Origin of the sequence: Mucilaginibacter tolerans, from assembly GCF_030519375.1 — a bacterium.
Classification (GTDB): Bacteria; Bacteroidota; Bacteroidia; order Sphingobacteriales; family Sphingobacteriaceae; genus Mucilaginibacter.
The window spans coordinates 1-17,936 of sequence record NZ_JAUMKB010000014.1; the positions used below are offsets into that span (position 1 = coordinate 1).

A 17,936-nucleotide genomic window follows, 5' to 3' on the forward strand; every position below is an offset into this window, starting at 1 on the left:
ACGCTTAGCGCAGGAACGCTGACCCCGGCATTTGCCAGCGGAACGACCAGTTATACGGCCAGTGTGAGCAATGCAACGACGAGCATTACCGTTACCCCAACCACCACAGACGCCAATGCGACAGTAACGGTAAATGGCAATGCAGTAACATCGGGAACGGCGTCCGGACCGGTCACTTTAAATGTTGGCACCAATACCATCACAACCGTTGTGACGGCTCAGGACGGAACAACCCAAACAACCTATTCGGTTACAGTGACCCGTGCAGCCTCGGCAACAGCAACGTTATCGAACCTGACGCTTAGCGCAGGAACGCTGACCCCGGCATTTGCCAGCGGAACGACCAGTTATACGGCCAGTGTGAGCAATGCAACCACGAGCATTACCGTCACCCCAACCACCTCGGATGCCAATGCGACAGTAACCGTGAATGGCAATCTGGTAACATCGGGAACTCCGTCCGGACCAATCGCTCTGAGTGTCGGCGCCAATACCATCACAACCGTTGTGACGGCCCAGGACGGAACAACCCAAACAACCTACACGGTTACAGTAACCCGTGCGGCATCGGCAGTAGCGACTTTGTCCAACTTAACTATAAGCACGGGCACACTTGCTCCACCCTTTGCCAGCGGTACCACCAGTTATGCTGCCAGTGTGAGCAATGCAACGGCCAGTATAACTGTTACTCCAACAGCGACAGATGCAATTTCGACAATAACAGTCAATGGCACAGGGGTAGTATCAGGTAACGCATCGGCACCTATTGCATTAAGTGTAGGGAATAATGTAATTTCCGTTGTAGTGACGGCACAGGACGGAATAACAACCGATACCTATACAATAGCGGTATCAAGAGCACCATCCTCAATCGTAACGTTAAGTAACCTGACCATTAGTTCAGGTACGCTGATACCTGTTTTTAATAATTCGACATTAAGCTATGTAGCCAGCGTGAGCAATGCAACAACCAGTGTTACTGTCACCCCAACAGCGTCTGATGTTACGGAGATTATCGCAGTAAATAGCCTGCCGGTTATCTCTGGAAATCCATCGTTACCGATACCACTAAATGTCGGGTCAAATGTGATCAGTATATTGGTTACGGCGCAGAATGGATCAACAACTACTTATTCAATTACTGTAACAAGAGGGCCTTCACCAGATGCAACACTATCAAACCTGACGATAAGCAGCGGTACGCTTATACCTGTATTTGTAAGTGCTATTACCAATTACACAGCAGTTGTGCCCAACGCAACATCAAGTATCACTGTAACGCCAACTGCTAACAATGCTAATGCAACAGTAACAGTAAATGGTGTGCCTGTAACAAGTGGAACAGCGTCCGCAGCGGTTGGCCTCAATGTGGGAACTAATACAATTACCACAATTGTGACAGCTCAGGATGGTACAACTACTGATACATACACAATTGTTGTTACGCGCGCGCCTTCATCCAATGCAACATTATCTAACCTGACGCTCAGTTCAGGTACACTTAATCCGGCTTTTGCAAGTGGAACTAATGTTTACACATCAAGTGTGGCTAATACGATTGCCAGCATCACCCTGACACCAACTGCCTCGGATGCAACAGCTACAATAACAGTTAACGGCGCTGCGGTTTCTTCTGGTTCTGCATCGGGCCCGATTCCATTAATAGTGGGCCCGAATCTGATAACGGTGGTCGTTACGGCTCAGGACGGTATTACAAAAAATACCTATTTGGTTACTGTCACCCGTGCACAGTCTTCTATAGCTACATTGTCCAACTTAACCATCAGTTCAGGTACGTTAACACCTGCTTTTGCGAGCGGAACCACAACTTATACGGCTAATGTCACCAATGCAACAACCAGTATTACTGTAACACCAACGACGACTGTTTCCACAGCTACTGTGACCGTAAATGGAACACCTGTAATAAGCGGTACAGCATCCGGTGCTATTCCTTTGGTTGTTGGGCCGAATACCTTAACAGTAATAGTTACTGCACAGGACGGTGTCACATCGGGTACTTACACAGTTACCGTAACACGCGCGCCGTCGTCAATAGCTACTTTAAGCAACCTGACGCTCAGTTCGGGCACATTGGTTCCAGCCTTTGCTAGCGGCACAACCAGTTATAGCGCAAGCGTAGCAAATACAATCACCAGTATCACGGTAACGCCAACAACAACAGATGCAACTGCAACCGTAACAGTTAATGGGACAGCAGTGACGAGCGGAACAGCCTCAAATGCTGTTAACCTGAATGTCGGTGCTAATACAATCACAACGATTGTCACTGCACAGGATGGCACAACCACCGATACTTATACAATAGTAGTTAACAGGGCGCCATCATCTACTGCATCACTAAGTAATCTTACTTTAAGCTCTGGGTCGTTGACACCGGTATTCTCAAGTGCCACGCTCAGCTATGTAGCAGGGGTAAGCAACACAACCACAAGTATCACGGTAACACCCACGGTAACAGATCCGACAGCAACAGTGACTGTCAACGGCGCAGCGGTAGCAAGCGGTTCAGCATCCGGATCTATTCCTTTGGCAATCGGACCCAATACAGTTACCGTTTTAGTAACTGCACAGGACGGCACTACAAAAACTACTTATACTGTAGTGGTTACCCGCACAGCATCATCTACGGCTACCTTGAATAATCTGACAATAAGCTCGGGTACGCTCGCACCTAATTTTAATACCTCAGTTACCAGCTATGCAGTAAGCGTGCCTAACACGGTGAGCAGCGTTACCGTAACGCCTACAGCGACTGACCCTAACGCGACCATAACTGTAAATGGTAGTGCCGTAGCATCGGGGAGCCCTTCAGGTTCTATTCCGTTGCAGGTAGGTAGTAATATTGTTAATGTGGTGGTAACAGCTCAGGATGGTACTACAGTTACTTATACAATTACTGTGTCGCGTACGCCGGCAAACGCTGTGGTATTGGCCAACCTGACCATTAGTTCCGGCTCGCTTGCACCTGATTTCTCAGGCACTGTTTTCAGCTATGCATCCGCGGTAGCGAATACTACTACCAGTTTAACGGTGACTGCTACAACAAGCGATCCAACAAATACCATTACTATTAATGGCGTCCAAACGGGTTCCGGCACACCCTCAGCACCTATATCGTTAAACATTGGGGCCAATGTAATTACAGTTATTGTGTCAGCAGGTGGTGCATCTACATCGTATACTATAACGGTTGCCAGGGCGGGAACAACTATCGCAACGCTCAGTAACCTGTCACTAAGCCACGGAACGTTAAAGCCCACATTCTCGAGCAGCACCAGGAGCTATACCGCCGATGTTGATTACGGCGTAAGTTCAATCACTGTAACTCCAACTACAACTGATGCAGGCGCCACGATTAAGGTAGATGGTGTTGTAGCTAATAACGGCCAGCCAAGCCAGGTAATTGATCTCTCACCGGGTGAAAATACCATTACGGTTGATGTGCTGGCTCAGGATGGTATCACAACAGTAACCTATACAGTTGTTGTGACCAGGAATGTGCCACAGAATGATGTAATAGCAAATAACCTGCTGACTCCTAACGGGGATGGTAAAAATGATACCTGGTTTATTAAAAATATTGATCTGTTTCCCAATAATACGGTTACTGTATTCGACCACTCAGGCAAAGTGTTGTACACTAAAAAGGGATACAGCAATGATTGGGATGGAAATTATAACGGACAACCATTGAAAGAGGACACCTATTATTATGTAATTGATCTGGGACCGGGTGACAAAAAGATTAAGGGATATATTACAGTAATAAAAAGGCGGTAAATGGAATAGGGGTAAGACCAAACTTTAAACGACAAGATGCTGAATCATCATAATATTTATAATAATAAGAGAACTTATAAAACGATCAGGGCATTGGCGGTCACCTGCCTAGTGGTAATTACATTGGCCGGCAATAGTGCTTACGCGCAATTGACCAATATCCAGTCGATCTATTTTCAGAATCAATATTTGGCCAACCCGGCCATGGCCGGCATAGAAAAGCAGCTAAACCTGAATATGGATTACCACCAGCAGTGGATAGGGGTACCTGGAAGCCCCACATTAACGACCTTTACAGCTGATTTTAACTCGGGTAATAAAGTAGGATTGGGTTTAAACGTTTATGGTAATAGCTCAGGTTTGATTAACAGGACCCGGGTAATGGGTACTTATGCTTATCACATACCTTTAAATGATAAAGGAGCTAAATTGAGCCTGGGCTTATCGATTGGTTTCAGTGATGCCCATATCAACGAAAGCAATGTTGTAGGCGACCAGGGGGATTTGGCAGTATCCCAGTTTAACAGCCATGGTGTTTATGCGGACGGCGATTTGGGGATGGCTTATACCAGTCCAAAGTTTAATGCGCAGTTTTCATTACCTAACCTCAAGAGAGCGTTCTTTCAGAACCAGGCAGATGCGGTAGATGTTGAAGCATCTACTTTTTATGCGGCAATGAGTTATAAGATACAATTAACTTATGCTAACAACTACAGTATTTTTAGTATCGAACCGAAAGTTGCCTATCGTGGTGTAATGGGGTACAGTAATGTTTTTGACGTCGGTTTTAATTTATACAGAACAACTTTTGAAGACAACTACCAGTTAAACCTTCAGGGAATATATCATAGCGATAACAGCCTTTCATGGGGTTTCGGGATCGATTATCACACACTGGGGTTGTTGTTCACGTATACTTATAATACCGGTCAACTAAGCAGCTATGCCAACAATACCTTTGAATTGGGTATCAGTTTGAAACTGTTTAAAAAGGCAACCCTTTAAGACTTACAAAGAAAACTGTTCGCTTATAAATTATCCATGTGATATTTGTTCAACAGATTCAGTAGTACGCCGTTTGTCCACCCGAAACCATCCTGTAAAGGGTATTCGCCACCACCCGCTTTTACATCAGTGTCCAGTACGTTATATTTTTCCATCAGCTTGCCCGTTGAGTTAAAAACCCGGATATTGGTACCTATCCATGATTCGGCTACCGAGCGTGCAAGTCCCGAATAACTATATTTATTTAAGCCGTCGATAGCCATATATTGTAATGGAGCCCAGGCGTTCGGGCTGTCCCATTGCTGGCCGGAGCGCCTAAATGTGGTAACCAATCCGCCTGGTTTTAGAAATTTTGTCCTTAGCGCTGAGGCTACTTTTGCAGCTTGTCTGGCATCTGCAATTTTAAATTCAAGAGGGAATGTCCCCGCGAGTGTTTGGTGCGGTGTGATTTGCCTGGTTTTCCAGTTATAATCCATAAACCAGCCAAGTTTTTCATTCCAACTGTACTTTAAGATGGCCTTTTTGCGCAAAAGAGCTTTAGTCGTATATTCCCTGTATTTAAGGCCATTACCCTGCAGGTGGTATGAGTTTGCGATTGAGAGCTCCAAATGATAAAGCAAACAGTTTAGATCAACAGGCACAATAAATGTGGTTTGAATGGTTTCCAGCTTGCCTGTGGTGTCCATCCAACGCGTACTAAAATCCCACCCTGATTCCGCTGCAGCGCGGATATTCCGGTAGAAGTCACTCAATTTTTGTTTAGTCAACTTACCCGCGTCTACATCTTTTTTATAGGATTCTTCTCGCGGCAGATCCGAATCGTCCCAATATCGATTCAATAATTCCCCGTCCTTCATGCGCACCACCATTCGATAGGCCTCGCCGGGTTTCACTTTTTCAGCGCCATTCATCCAGAAATGATATTCCTTTATCAACTCAGGCTGATATTTTACGAATACCCCATCGCCCTCATCTTTGGCCAGCAGATCAAGCATCATTGAAAAGAACGGCGGTTGTGAACGTGTCAGATAATAGGTACGGGTTCCGTTAGGTATAAAACCGTATTTATCAAGCATATAGGCAAAATTGCCTATCATGTTATGGATAATCTCTGTTTGATGGCTTTCTTGCAAACCAAGCATGGTAAAATAAGAGTCCCAATAGTAGGTTTCTCTGAAGCGCCCGCCAGGCACCACAAAATCATTTGGTAATGGTATTAAAGAGGACCATTTAGAAACAGTGTCATGCTTACGGTAAAGCACGTGCCACAGCGTATCGATATGTTTTCGGATGCCAAGCGATACATCTGTTTTGAAAACAGCTGAATTACCGCCTGGAATTATGAAGTTTTCAATAACAAACTGTTTTAAATCAAAGCCTGGCTTATCCTTTTGGTCTTTATAATCCTTTATTATTAGTTCCGGGTCACGTCGTGGAGTGGCATCAACAAAGGTTTTATTATCTGGAAAGATGTCCGATAGCTGCACGGCCTCAAATAAACCCGGAAAAAATTGACGGGGCGTATTTATCTGAGCATATGAAATGCCAAAAACAACAAATAGAAATAGCGTTAATAACAGTTTTTTCATACTTATAATCGTATTGTAATTAGGTGTTAGGATTGGAAACTATTTATTCCGGGTCAGAAATTGGTAAAATATTACTAATGAGCAAGGTATAAAGAATTTCTAATTAAGAGTTTGAAGTATGTTTTTTATAAAAAAAATATGAATAAAAACGACCTTCCTAGTGCACTATTCATGTTTTTGATTGATAAAATTTAAAATACTTTTTATCATTTTTAAGCAGAAACTCATTTTTTAAATATAGATTTAGGCATCTAAAAACCATTGGTCTCGACATGAGAATACTTTTATTAACCCTGTTCCTGTCATTTCTCGGATATTCAGCATACTCATCCACAAAAATAGATAGCATTTTAGCTCAATTAAAAGTTGAATTATCCCGGAAAAATATATATGATGATAAAAAAGAGCTCCGGATCAAGGCACTGAAAGCCAAATTAGAAAGCACGCCTCAAACTAGTTTTAATACCCAATATGATCTTTGTGATAAATTATATGAAGAGTATAAAGTTTACCAGTTCGATTCAGCATATTTTTATACGCAGAAGCTTCTTGACATAAGCAGGAGTATAAAAAATGTGTCAAAAGAGAATGAAACTCGAATAAAAGTTGGTTTTCTCCTGGTGTCTGCCGGAATGTTCAAAGAGAGTTTCGATTGTTTAAACCATATCAATGTGAGCTCTCTTCATGATAGCTCTAAACGTGAATACTATAGCATAAAATCACGGGCATTCTCTGATCTTGCTGAATATAATAGTGATAAAAACTATTCGCCATCGGATAAAGCTCAGGCAATTAAATATATAGATTCAGCCATCGCCCTTTCCAAGCCAAATTCTTTTGATTGGCTCTATAGTCAGGGCGATAAACAGGTGATTTTGTCACAGTTGCAACAACCCTCACCATATTTTATCAAGTTGCTGGATAGCTATACCATAAGCGAACATCACAGAGCGATGGTATCAACCGGTCTGAGTTTTTTCTATAATAAGCCGAACCAATATGATCAACGGGTCTATTTGATGGCAGTCGGGGCTATAAATGACATTCGGTCATCAACTAAAGAAACATTGGCATTATTTAAACTAGGTCAGGAGTTGTACCAAAATGGCAATGTTCAGGACGCCTATACTTTTATTAAGCAGGCCATGGACGATGCCCAGTTTTACGGGGCCAGATTGCGCAAAATAAAGATTGGAGCCGTATTACCCGTTGTTTCAGCGCAAATCAATATCGCCACCGAAAAGGAGAAGAATAAGTTCCTGGTTTATTTCTTGTCCATTGCAGTGGTGGCCATTTTAATTTCTCTTGTGTCATTTATTGTATTTATCCAGCTGAAACGGTTGAAGGTTAAAGAAAAGATAATCGAGGAAAAGAATACACTACTTGAAAAGATAAATGAAAAACTGATAGAAGACACTCATATCAAAGAAGAATATATAGGCTACTTCTTTAATGTAATATCCGGATACATATTGAAGCTTGAAAAGCTCAAACGAAATGTCGAGCGAAAGATCACTATTAAAAAGTATGATGATGTTTTATTGTCTGTAAATGAGATAAATATAAAAAAAGAGCGGGAAACTCTATTTTATACCTTCGATCATATATTTCTTAAAATCTTCCCCAATTTTATCAGTGCGTTTAATTCGCTTTTTAAAAAAGAAGACCAGATTTGGCCGAAAGATAACGAGGTATTAAATACTGATTTGCGAATATTCGCATTGATGCGACTTGGTATAAGTGACGTAGAAACAATTGCCAATATTCTGGAATACTCCGTAAATACCATCTACGTTTACAAGATGCGCATTAAAGCCAAGGCGCTTGTGCCAAGTGATGAATTCGATCACCGGATCATGGATATTAAGGCTATTGAGGTGCCCGGCAAGGGACAGGAATAAGCTCTTCTTTAAAAAAGAATAATCGTGTGATTTTAATATCTTTTAGTGCGCTGAACGGCAGTTTACCTCGTGATAGCCAATTGATATTTTGTTAAATTAATATTGAGATGGGTTATTAAATACCTTTTCTCACTAAATTTAGTTTATATTTTCTCCAATAGTTTTATTTGTAAGTTCCTTAATATTAGGTATTTGTATTTAAAAAATGCAGATTTTTCTTATATTCTCCAAAAACAAATAGGTAATCTTAGAGCGTATGTATTACTTTGCTCTAGATGGGTAGGTGATGTAATGAAAAAGTTGCTTGTAATTTTAAAAATTAGTAACTTAGATTATATCGGATTTCCCCTAATAACCAATTAACCAAATAAAATAATTTACCGGCACAGAAGTGCGCATCACTTAATTCATTTATTGTAATGCTTTTTGCTTGCAGTTTTGATTTTAAGAATTTAAGTAAACCAGGGAGTATACCAGCTATACCGTGGCAATATTTTTATCAACCAATTTGTAAACCAATCAGCTAATGAAAAATAGAAAGGACAGTAATAATCCGCCATAGCAACTGGCTGAACGTAAACTAGTTATATTATAATATTTCATCTCAAAATATTTATAACAATAGGTTTACGAAGGCTATAAATAACTAACTAATCAATAAACCGTTCAACCCAAATTTTATGCATTTTAAAAATTTACTCAAAGTAAGTTGCTACTTTATCCTGCTTTGCTTATTTGCGTTACCAGCTTTGGCTCAAAACGTAGTAGTATCAGGTAAAGTAACAGACTCAAAAGATGGCTCGCCTATTCCGGGTGTATCCATCGTGGCAAAAGGCTCAACATCGGGCACAGTAACCGATGCAAATGGTAATTTCAAATTATCTGTGCCTTCTTCAGTAAAAGCACTTTCAGTATCCTTTGTAGGCTATGTAAAAAAGGATGTGGCTTTAACAGGCGGCCCTCTTAACATTACATTGGATGCCACAAGCACTGCACTTAACGAAGTACTTGTTGTAAGTGTTGGTTACGGCTCGGCCCGCAAAAAGGATGTAACCGGAGCAGTGGAAAACATTTCGGCCAAAAACTTTAACCAGGGAGCTATCATTAACCCTATTGATCAGTTATCAGGTAAAGTTGCGGGTTTGACTATTACCCAGCCGGGTGGTGACCCTAACCAGGTTGCTTCAGTTCGTTTAAGGGGGCAGTCATCGCTTTCAGGTGGTTTGTCACCATTGTTTGTTGTCGATGGTGTGATCCTGGACGATCCTAGCCAATTTCAAAACATTCCTCCGGACGATATCGCCTCGTATGACGTTTTGAAAGATGCTTCTGCCGCTGCTATTTACGGTTCCCGTGGTGCAAACGGCGTAATTATCGTTACTACCAAAAAAGGAGCATCAGGGAAGGCCGTTATTTCTTATGATGGTATCGCTGGCTTCAGCAAGCAAAGCAAATACTATGACCTGTTAACGCCAAGCGAATATCTTGCAGAGCTTAACCTTCTTGCTTCACAAGACACCGCCATTAAAGTAGCTACTTATGCCAAGGGTGGTGTTACCGACTGGCAAAGAGCGATTACCCGTACGGCATATCAGCAAAGGCATAGTGTATCACTTTCCGGTGGCAACAGCAGTTCAAACTACATTGCTTCGGCCAACTATTCAAACCAACAGGGTATCGTTATTAACACTGGTAAACAACAATTAGGTTTGCGTTTCAGTGGTGAAACAAAGGCATTGGATGATAAATTGGATATTAAAGCTGGTATTCAAAACATTAGCACAGTTCGTAGTTTCCTTGACTACTCGAACTTCAGCTATATGTATAACTCGCCGCCAACTTTTCCTGTTAAGAATCCTGATGGCAGTTATTTTGCTTACACTGATTTTAACGAAGCAAACCCTGTTGAGCACATTAACCAGACTACTGCAAAAGCTTACGAATATCTTACACTCATCAACGGCTCGGTAGATTATAATATCACACACGAGTTAAAAATAGGAGGTAATGGAGCTATTTCCCGTAATAATGTACAGACGCATGGCTTTGTTCCGTCTTTCCCAGTTGAGGGTAATGTGAACCAGGGAGGCCAGGCACAGGAAAATACCAATTCTTACAAAGGTAACCTGCATTTAAATTTTGACAAGACCTTTGGCAAGAGCACCTTGAATTTTATTGCGGCATACGAGTATAATGACTACTTATACGATAACTTCGTAGCCGCGGGCCAGCAGTATATTATTCCGGAGCAACTGGACAATAACCTGGGTGCCGGCAACAGCCAGTTTAATAGGATTTTTTCTTATAAGAACGAATACACTCTGATATCTTATTTTGCCCGTGCAGCTTACAACTATGACGGACGTATTTACGTAACTGCAACTTTACGCCGTGATGGTTCTTCAAAATTTGGTTCGCAAAACCAGTGGGGTACTTTCCCATCATTTGACTTGGCATACCGCTTCAAAAAAGATCTCTTAGCGAATGTGGATTGGATAACCGATTTGAAATTAAGAGCGGGCTATGGTGTTACCGGTAACGCTGATGCAATTTCTCCGTATGGTACACTGGAAACCGTTAACTCAGTCGGTAAATATTTCGACGCATCGTCAGGGTCATATTTAAGTGCTTATTCAACAAATCAGAATGCAAACCCATTATTAAAATGGGAAGAAAGACAAGGTAAGAACGTTGGTTTGGACTTTGACTTGTTCAATGGCAGGTTATCTGGAAGTATGAACTACTTTAATGATAAAACCAAAAACCTGCTTTACGATTACACCGTACCAACCCCACCATTCGTAGTAAATACATTGCTGGCCAACGTAGGAACCATGACTAATAAAGGTTTCGAGTTATCGTTGACAGGTCAAATACTTACTGGCCCTAAATTAAGGTGGACCGCAAGCGGGCAGATATCATTTGTTAATACCAAGATCGACAACCTGTCAGGAAGCTTTGCCTATGCAGGAAAAACTTATCCGTTAACAGCATCGCAAATACCGGTAGGATATGCACGAGGCCGTGGTTTAAGTTCAAACCCGATCACTTTCCTGAAACCAGGGTATAGTCCTTATGTATTTTACCTGCCACATTATACGGGTGTTGATGCGAGTGGTAACCAAACTTTTGATGGTCAAACCATTGATCAAAATGCAAGCCCCGCAGGACATTACATTGATCCGGCTCCGAAATTCAACTATGGTTTTTCTAATAGCTTCGATTACGGCAACTGGAACTTGAACTTTGCTTTAAGAGGTGTATACGGACAAAAAATCTTTAATAATACATTGCTTGACGTTCAAACCGTTACCCGCTTACCTGGGAACAACGTAACAAGAGAAGCGCTAACCAATGGCATAAAGGATGCACCTGTTGCGTCTGACCTGTGGCTTGAAAACGCCTCATTCCTGCGCATGGATAATGCGACCTTAAGTTACTCTTTCAAAAATATAAGCTTCGCAAGCAACCTCCGGGTATTTATTTCATCAAACAATGTTTTTGTAATAACCAAATACAAAGGTCTTGACCCTGAGGTGAAAACAGAAAATTCATCAGGCACAAATATATTGTTCGGCCAAAACCTTAACGGTTCAAACAACCAGGCATATATTGATGCCAACTATGGTGGCGAGGCTTACTATCCTAGAGTTAGAACATTTTCATTGGGTGTAAATGTCACATTGAAATAAAATATTAAAGAAAATAGTGATGAAAAGAAAAAAATATTTGTTTATTGTCTGTACAGTGATTCTGGCAGGCAGTATAATGCCATCATGTACCAAGCTCGACAAAAAGATCTATAGTGTTGAGCCTGTAGGTAATTTTTACCAAACCCCTGCCCAGTTAGCAGCAGGTGTGGCCCCGGCATATATAGCATTGCAAAACATTCCTGACGGAAACGTAAATCAGATGAATGAAATAACATCAGACGAAATCATTGTTCCAACCAGAGGTAATGACTGGTACGACGGTGGTCAATGGCAGGGACTATGGCTTCATAAATTTAAACCGGACGTTTTTGTTGATGGCGGGTGGAGTGATCTCAACAATGGTATAGGTAAAGTAAATTTTACTTTAAATATCCTGAATGGCTTGGCAAGCAAACCATCAAATTACGATGCTGTAGTGGCCGAGCTGAAAGTTTTGCGCGCTTATTTTATTTATCAGTTAATGGATATGTTTGGGAACATACCTGTAGTAATTGATTACAATACAGACCCGAGCAAGGTAACCCAGCAAAACCGCGCAGCTGTTTATGCTTTCCTGGAAAGTGAATTGACTGCCAATGTTCCACTGCTATCCAATAACGTTGATAAAACTACTTATGGTAGGTTGACTCAATATGCCGGCTATATGCTGCTTGCAAAATTGTACATGAACGCACAGGTTTACACCGGAACGGCACAGTGGGCCAAAGCAATTACTGCATTAAACACGGTTATCAGCTCGGGTAAGTATATTTTACAGCCTAACTATTTTGATAACTTTTCGATAGCAAATGATGGATCGGCTGAAAATATCTTTGTGGTGCCATATGATAAAATTAATATTGGTAACATGAACTGGGAGATGCAGACTCTACACTATCAATCACAGGATACGTATGGGTTAACAGGCTCACCATGGAACGGCTTCTGCTCAACAGCTGATGTGTATAATAAATACGATGCCGCTGATGCACGCCGGGCTCAATTCCTGGTTGGACAGCAATATAAAGCTGATGGTGTCACACCACTCACAGACAAACAGACCGGTTTACCATTGGCTTTTAACCCTAATGTAACCACACTATCATCAGCTGCCGATGCTTTCCGTTTAGCGGGTGCACGTAACGTAAAATATCACCCGGAAGCCGGAACAGCCGGTAACCAAAGCAATGATATGGTGATTTTCCGTTTGGCCGATGCTTATTTAATGAGGGCTGAAGCATCACTGCAAACAGGTGACATTGCCACTGCTCTTGCAGATGTTAACAAGGTGCGCGCACGTGCTGGCGTAACTGCCTGGACATCGGCTAACGTGACTCTTCCTAATTTATTGGACGAAAGAAGCCGTGAATTAATGTGGGAAGGCTGGAGAAGACAGGATTTGATCCGTTACGAAGTGGCTACCGGTACGCATTACTTTACCGGAGCGCGTACCCCGGCAAAAACAGATGACGGTGATCAGCATACTTTTATATTCCCGATCCCTGCACCTGAATTGATTTCAAACTCTAACCTGCACCAAAACCCAGGTTATTAATTACTTTGAATAAAAACAAGTATTGGAAATGGAGTAGCCTGATTGCTACTCCATTTTTAGTTATGTATATTTAATTCCATCATGAGATTCCGTCATATACTAATCCTTGCCTTTGTATACTCTTCTCTCAATATTTCCTGTAAACACAACAAAACGGAGTCTGATCCTAAAGATGACTTATTTCAATTGTTGCCCGCTTCATCAACGGGTATAATCTTCAACAATAAAGTTGAAGAAGATGGTGAGTTCAACGTGTTTAACTACCGCAATTTTTATAATGGCGGAGGAGTGGCAATTGGTGATGTAAACAACGATGGGAAACCGGATATCTTCTTCACTTCTAACCAGGGTGAAAATAAATTGTACCTCAACAAAGGCAACTGGAAATTTGATGATGTGACAGCAAAGGCCGGCGTAAAGGGATTCAAACGGTGGCATACCGGTGTTACCATGGTGGATATTAATGGCGACGGCTGGCTGGATATATATGTTTCAAACAGTGGGGGCATGAAAGATGCAGATAGGGCCAATGAATTATACATTAATCAAAAAGATGGTACTTTCATAGAAGAGGCCGTTCAGTATGGTCTGGCAGACAAAGGCTTATCTACACAGGCGATATTTTTTGATTTTGATCATGATGGCGATCTGGATTGCTTTGTTTTAAATAATAGCTATAGGCCAATAGGAAGCTTTGGTTATAACCGTGATCTCAGGAACACACGGGACCCTCAAAACGGCGACCGGTTATATAGAAATGACAACGGGAAGTTTGTAGATATAAGTGAACAGGCAGGCATTTATGGAAGCGAGATTGGGTTTGGTTTAGGGGTAGAGGTGGGAGATTTGTTCAATACCGGATGGGATGATATGTATATCTCTAATGATTTTTTTGAACACGATTATCTCTATCAGAATCTGCATAACAGTAGATTTAAGGAGATCAGTGACAATGCTATGGGGCATATGAGCCTATCCTCTATGGGATCAGATATGGCTGATGTAAACAACGACGGTCTCCTTGATGTATTTACTACCGATATGCTCCCGGAAAATGATTACCGGCTGAAAACAACGACCAAGTTTGATGAATATGATATTTATAATGCCAAGCTTAAAAATAGCTTTCATCATCAATTTACCAAAAACTGTCTGCAGTTAAATAATGGCGACGGAACTTTTAGCGAAATAGCCGATTTGGCAGGAATTGATGCTACTGACTGGAGTTGGGGTGCGCTGTGCTTTGATTTTAATAATGATGGGTGGAAGGACATTTTTGTGAGTAATGGTATAAGCCGGGACCTTACAAATCAGGATTTCCTGGCCTATTTTGGCAGTGAAGAAGTGATGAATGAGGTAAAGAATGGAGGTTTTAAATCGAAAACCTTTCTTAATAAAATGCCCAAAACCCCGATCAGTAATTATGGGTTTGTAAATCAGAAAAATCTTCAATTTAAGGATGCTACTGAACGATTGGGGCTTTCTGTGCCATCATTCAGCAATGGGGCTGCATATGGTGACCTGGATGGGGACGGGGACCTGGACCTTGTTGTGAATAATGAGAACGGTGAAGCTTTTATCTACCGGAACATGACTTCTGAAAGGACGCACGCGCATTATCTTAAAGTTAGTCTGAAAGGTAGTGGTATGAATACTTTTGGCATAGGCGCAAAGGTCACTATTTACACAGGTGGTATGCAGCAACTGATTGAACAGATGCCAACCCGTGGTTTTGAAAGCAGTATGGAACCCCTGCTCAATTTTGGTACCGGCGCTTTCAAAAAAGTAGATAGTTTGCGTGTTGTATGGCCCGACTTAAAAATGCAAACACTGAAAGATGTTAAATGTAACACCACCATAACTCTTTCTCAAAAAGACGCTCATCAGGTATTCCAACCTGTGAATATTGACAGGGCGAGACCCTATTATAAAAATGTAACTTCTCAACAGATAACCGGTAATATACATCATAGGGAAAATGACTTTAAAGATTTTGATGTTGAAAGATTGATCCCTAAAATGATATCAACCGAAGGACCGAAGCTTGCTGTTGCCGACGTTAACGGGGATGGGTTGGAGGATTTTTTTATGGGAAGCGCTACCGGTGATACCGCAAAGCTTTTTATTCAGCAGCCCGATGGGAGGTTTGCACAAAACAGAGAGTTTGTGTTCGAGCAGGACAAAAACAGCGAGGATATTAGCGCATTGTTTTTTGATGCTGATCACGACGGGGATATGGACCTTGCAGTTGTTTCTGGCGGAAATATGGAAAAACAAGGCTCACTTAATTTGCTGGCACGGTTGTACGTTAACGATGGCAAAGGCAATTTTACCCGTAAATTTTCAGGCTGGCCAATTGTTTCTGTTAATGCCTCATGTGTACGATTGAACAATAATAACGATGATTTATTCATCGGAGGTCGGAGTGTGCCGGGATCTTATGGCGTAATACCATCAAGCAAGCTATTAAGGAATGATGGACACGGGAATTTTAAGGATGTTACAGCTAGCATAGCGCCTGAATTGGAGAAATTAGGAATGGTAACCGATGCGCAATGGGCAGATATAGATGGTTCAGGAAAAAACTCATTAATTGTGGTAGGCGATTGGATGCCGGTGACTATTCTTCAATACGTTAATGGCAAACTTCAAAAGACTAAAGAGCTAAACAATTCAGCAGGTTGGTGGAATTGCCTGACAGTTGCTGATCTGAATGGGGATGGTAAACCTGACCTTATCGCAGGCAATAGTGGATTAAATTCAAAAATAAAAGCTGATGTTGATCACCCAGCTAAGTTATATGTGTCGGATTTTGATGAGAACGGTCAAACAGAATGTATACCGGTTTATTATAAAACAGATGGGAAGGCTTATCCCATTAATCTGCACGATGATATGATCAAACAGCTACCGCTCTTGAAAAAGAGATTTTTGAGGTATGACGCATATGCAGGGAAAGGCATTGAAGGAATTTTTTCCGAAGAGCAGTTGACAAAAGCATCGGTTTTGACTGTAAATCAAGCCCAAACCTGTGTTTTTTATAATAAAGGCAAGGGTGATTTTGATATGAAACCGCTACCGATCAGGGCTCAATTCTCACCAGTGTTTAGCATATTGGTAACTGACATCAACCATGATGGTATAAACGACTTGTTTTTGGGCGGTAATTTTTATGGCTTAAAGCCTGAGATAGGACGCTACGACGCTAATTACGGTGTTACTTATCTGGGCAACAACAAACATGGGTTCGATTATTCGCCGCCAACACAAAGTGGATTATTTGTAACAGGAGAAGCCCGGGATGCGGCTGTTATAAATACAAGAAGTGGAAAAGCCATCATTGTTGCCAGGAATAACGATGCTTTACAGTTATTTAAAGGAAATTGAAATAATCATTCAGCCTGAATGAATGTATTCAGGCTGAATGATTAAAGATAACTACTAAAGTTTATCTGAATATTTACTTTACTTGTATCGGATGTAGGAAGCTTGTCGTCGAGATAGCTATCGAACGGCGAAACAGCCAATTGATAGGAATGGTCTACAAAATATTGATGTAAGCTTGCATAAACTTTCTGCTTTTGTTTAAAACTCCCTACATATTTTACAGCATAAAGTGAGCCCCCTTTAGGCATTTCCGAATAGATTACTTCGTTTTCACTTTTAACCTTCCTATCAACATAAAAGCCTAAATTAACCTGGGTGGAATCTTTATCGCGCGGAAAAAACTGTGCAATTAATGGCTGCACCTTTTTTACATTGTGCTTTTTAAGGTATTCTTGCAACACAACCTGCATACGGGCCGCGGCAGTGAATTTGTCTTTTGATGATACCTTTCTTTTTATCTCAATGAGATTTTCATCAGGTACCTTTGTTTTAAAAATGTTGTAGCCATAAAGAAGACTATCTGTTTCCATGAACTTTTTTAGATCATCAATATGCGTATCGTCAAAAGAAGTTTTGCTGAGCTTTCCGATCAGGTAATTGACAGCTGAAGTTTTTTTAGTTACGACTATGACCGTTTTGGTAGGTACCTTATCTGGAACAATAACGTAGCTATAATTAATGAATTTGTTATTCCAGCTATCTTCAATTTCAAACAAATATCCCCCTGATTTAACATCTAATTTCTTTTCTCTATAATTTAAACTGAATGAATTAGAATCCTTTTTGACTAAAACTTTACTTGAGTCGGCATCTGCGATGGTATTCATATCAGATCTCCATTTTCTCCAGGTTGATGGATTTGAGAGATGAATAAATATGTTCAAATAAGAAGATTTTATAGTGATCGTTTTTTGTTGGGTAACCGGGATAAAGCAGGCAGCAATAATTAACAATAGTACTGATAGTGCAATAATTCTCTTCTTCATTTAAATTTATCAAAGTG

At 41.2% G+C, this 17,936-nt stretch carries 8 protein-coding genes; 6 read left to right on the forward strand and 2 right to left on the reverse strand.

Features of this window, described 5'->3' with window-relative positions:
• Nucleotides 1–3,804 (forward strand): cadherin-like beta sandwich domain-containing protein (locus Q3A68_RS17745; RefSeq protein WP_302902461.1); only part of this gene is annotated, 3,804 nt, incomplete at its 5' end.
• Between the two features lie 36 nt (nt 3,805–3,840).
• Nucleotides 3,841–4,809, forward strand: coding sequence for a PorP/SprF family type IX secretion system membrane protein (locus Q3A68_RS17750; RefSeq protein WP_302902462.1), 969 nt, complete (start codon nt 3,841–3,843; stop codon nt 4,807–4,809).
• 23 nt (nt 4,810–4,832) lie between these two features.
• On the opposite strand, the gene treA is transcribed toward Q3A68_RS17750, so the two are convergent.
• Nucleotides 4,833–6,398 carry an alpha,alpha-trehalase TreA gene (treA, locus tag Q3A68_RS17755; RefSeq protein ID WP_302902463.1) on the reverse strand — a complete coding sequence of 522 codons (1,566 nt, stop codon included), beginning with the start codon at nt 6,396–6,398 and terminating at the stop codon, nt 4,833–4,835.
• Between the two features lie 272 nt (nt 6,399–6,670).
• On the opposite strand from treA, the gene susR reads away from it, so the two are divergent.
• From susR to Q3A68_RS17775, 4 genes are all read left to right on the forward strand, one after another.
• Nucleotides 6,671–8,299 (forward strand): SusR family glycan utilization regulator, encoded by a 1,629-nt coding sequence (susR, locus tag Q3A68_RS17760; RefSeq protein ID WP_302902464.1) that lies wholly within the window; start codon nt 6,671–6,673, stop codon nt 8,297–8,299.
• A gap of 680 nt (nt 8,300–8,979) precedes the next feature.
• Nucleotides 8,980–11,991, forward strand: a complete 3,012-nt coding sequence (locus Q3A68_RS17765; protein WP_302902465.1) for a SusC/RagA family TonB-linked outer membrane protein — start codon at nt 8,980–8,982, stop codon at nt 11,989–11,991.
• Nucleotides 11,992–12,010: 19 nt separating this feature from the next.
• Nucleotides 12,011–13,546: a RagB/SusD family nutrient uptake outer membrane protein gene (locus Q3A68_RS17770; protein ID WP_302902466.1), complete on the forward strand. Its 1,536-nt coding sequence runs from the start codon at nt 12,011–12,013 to the stop codon at nt 13,544–13,546.
• Nucleotides 13,547–13,627: 81 nt separating this feature from the next.
• Nucleotides 13,628–16,933: a VCBS repeat-containing protein gene (locus Q3A68_RS17775; RefSeq protein ID WP_302902467.1), complete on the forward strand. Its 3,306-nt coding sequence runs from the start codon at nt 13,628–13,630 to the stop codon at nt 16,931–16,933.
• Nucleotides 16,934–16,974: 41 nt separating this feature from the next.
• Here Q3A68_RS17775 and Q3A68_RS17780 read toward each other — a convergent pair whose 3' ends face one another.
• Complete coding sequence (locus tag Q3A68_RS17780; protein ID WP_302902468.1) at nt 16,975–17,919, reverse strand: GyrI-like domain-containing protein; 945 nt, start codon at nt 17,917–17,919, stop codon at nt 16,975–16,977.
• Between the last annotated feature and the right edge of the window lie 17 nt (nt 17,920–17,936).

What these genes read in the sequence shown, in the direction of transcription:
- Q3A68_RS17750 (WP_302902462.1), top strand. Translation starts at nt 3,841, where the DNA reads ATGCTGAATCATCATAATATTTATAATAATAAGAGAACTTATAAAACG.
- Q3A68_RS17770 (WP_302902466.1), top strand. Translation starts at nt 12,011, where the DNA reads ATGAAAAGAAAAAAATATTTGTTTATTGTCTGTACAGTGATTCTGGCA.
- Q3A68_RS17775 (WP_302902467.1), top strand. Translation starts at nt 13,628, where the DNA reads ATGAGATTCCGTCATATACTAATCCTTGCCTTTGTATACTCTTCTCTC.
- treA (WP_302902463.1), bottom strand. Translation starts at nt 6,398, where the DNA reads ATGAAAAAACTGTTATTAACGCTATTTCTATTTGTTGTTTTTGGCATT.
- susR (WP_302902464.1), top strand. Translation starts at nt 6,671, where the DNA reads ATGAGAATACTTTTATTAACCCTGTTCCTGTCATTTCTCGGATATTCA.
- Q3A68_RS17780 (WP_302902468.1), bottom strand. Translation starts at nt 17,919, where the DNA reads ATGAAGAAGAGAATTATTGCACTATCAGTACTATTGTTAATTATTGCT.
- Q3A68_RS17765 (WP_302902465.1), top strand. Translation starts at nt 8,980, where the DNA reads ATGCATTTTAAAAATTTACTCAAAGTAAGTTGCTACTTTATCCTGCTT.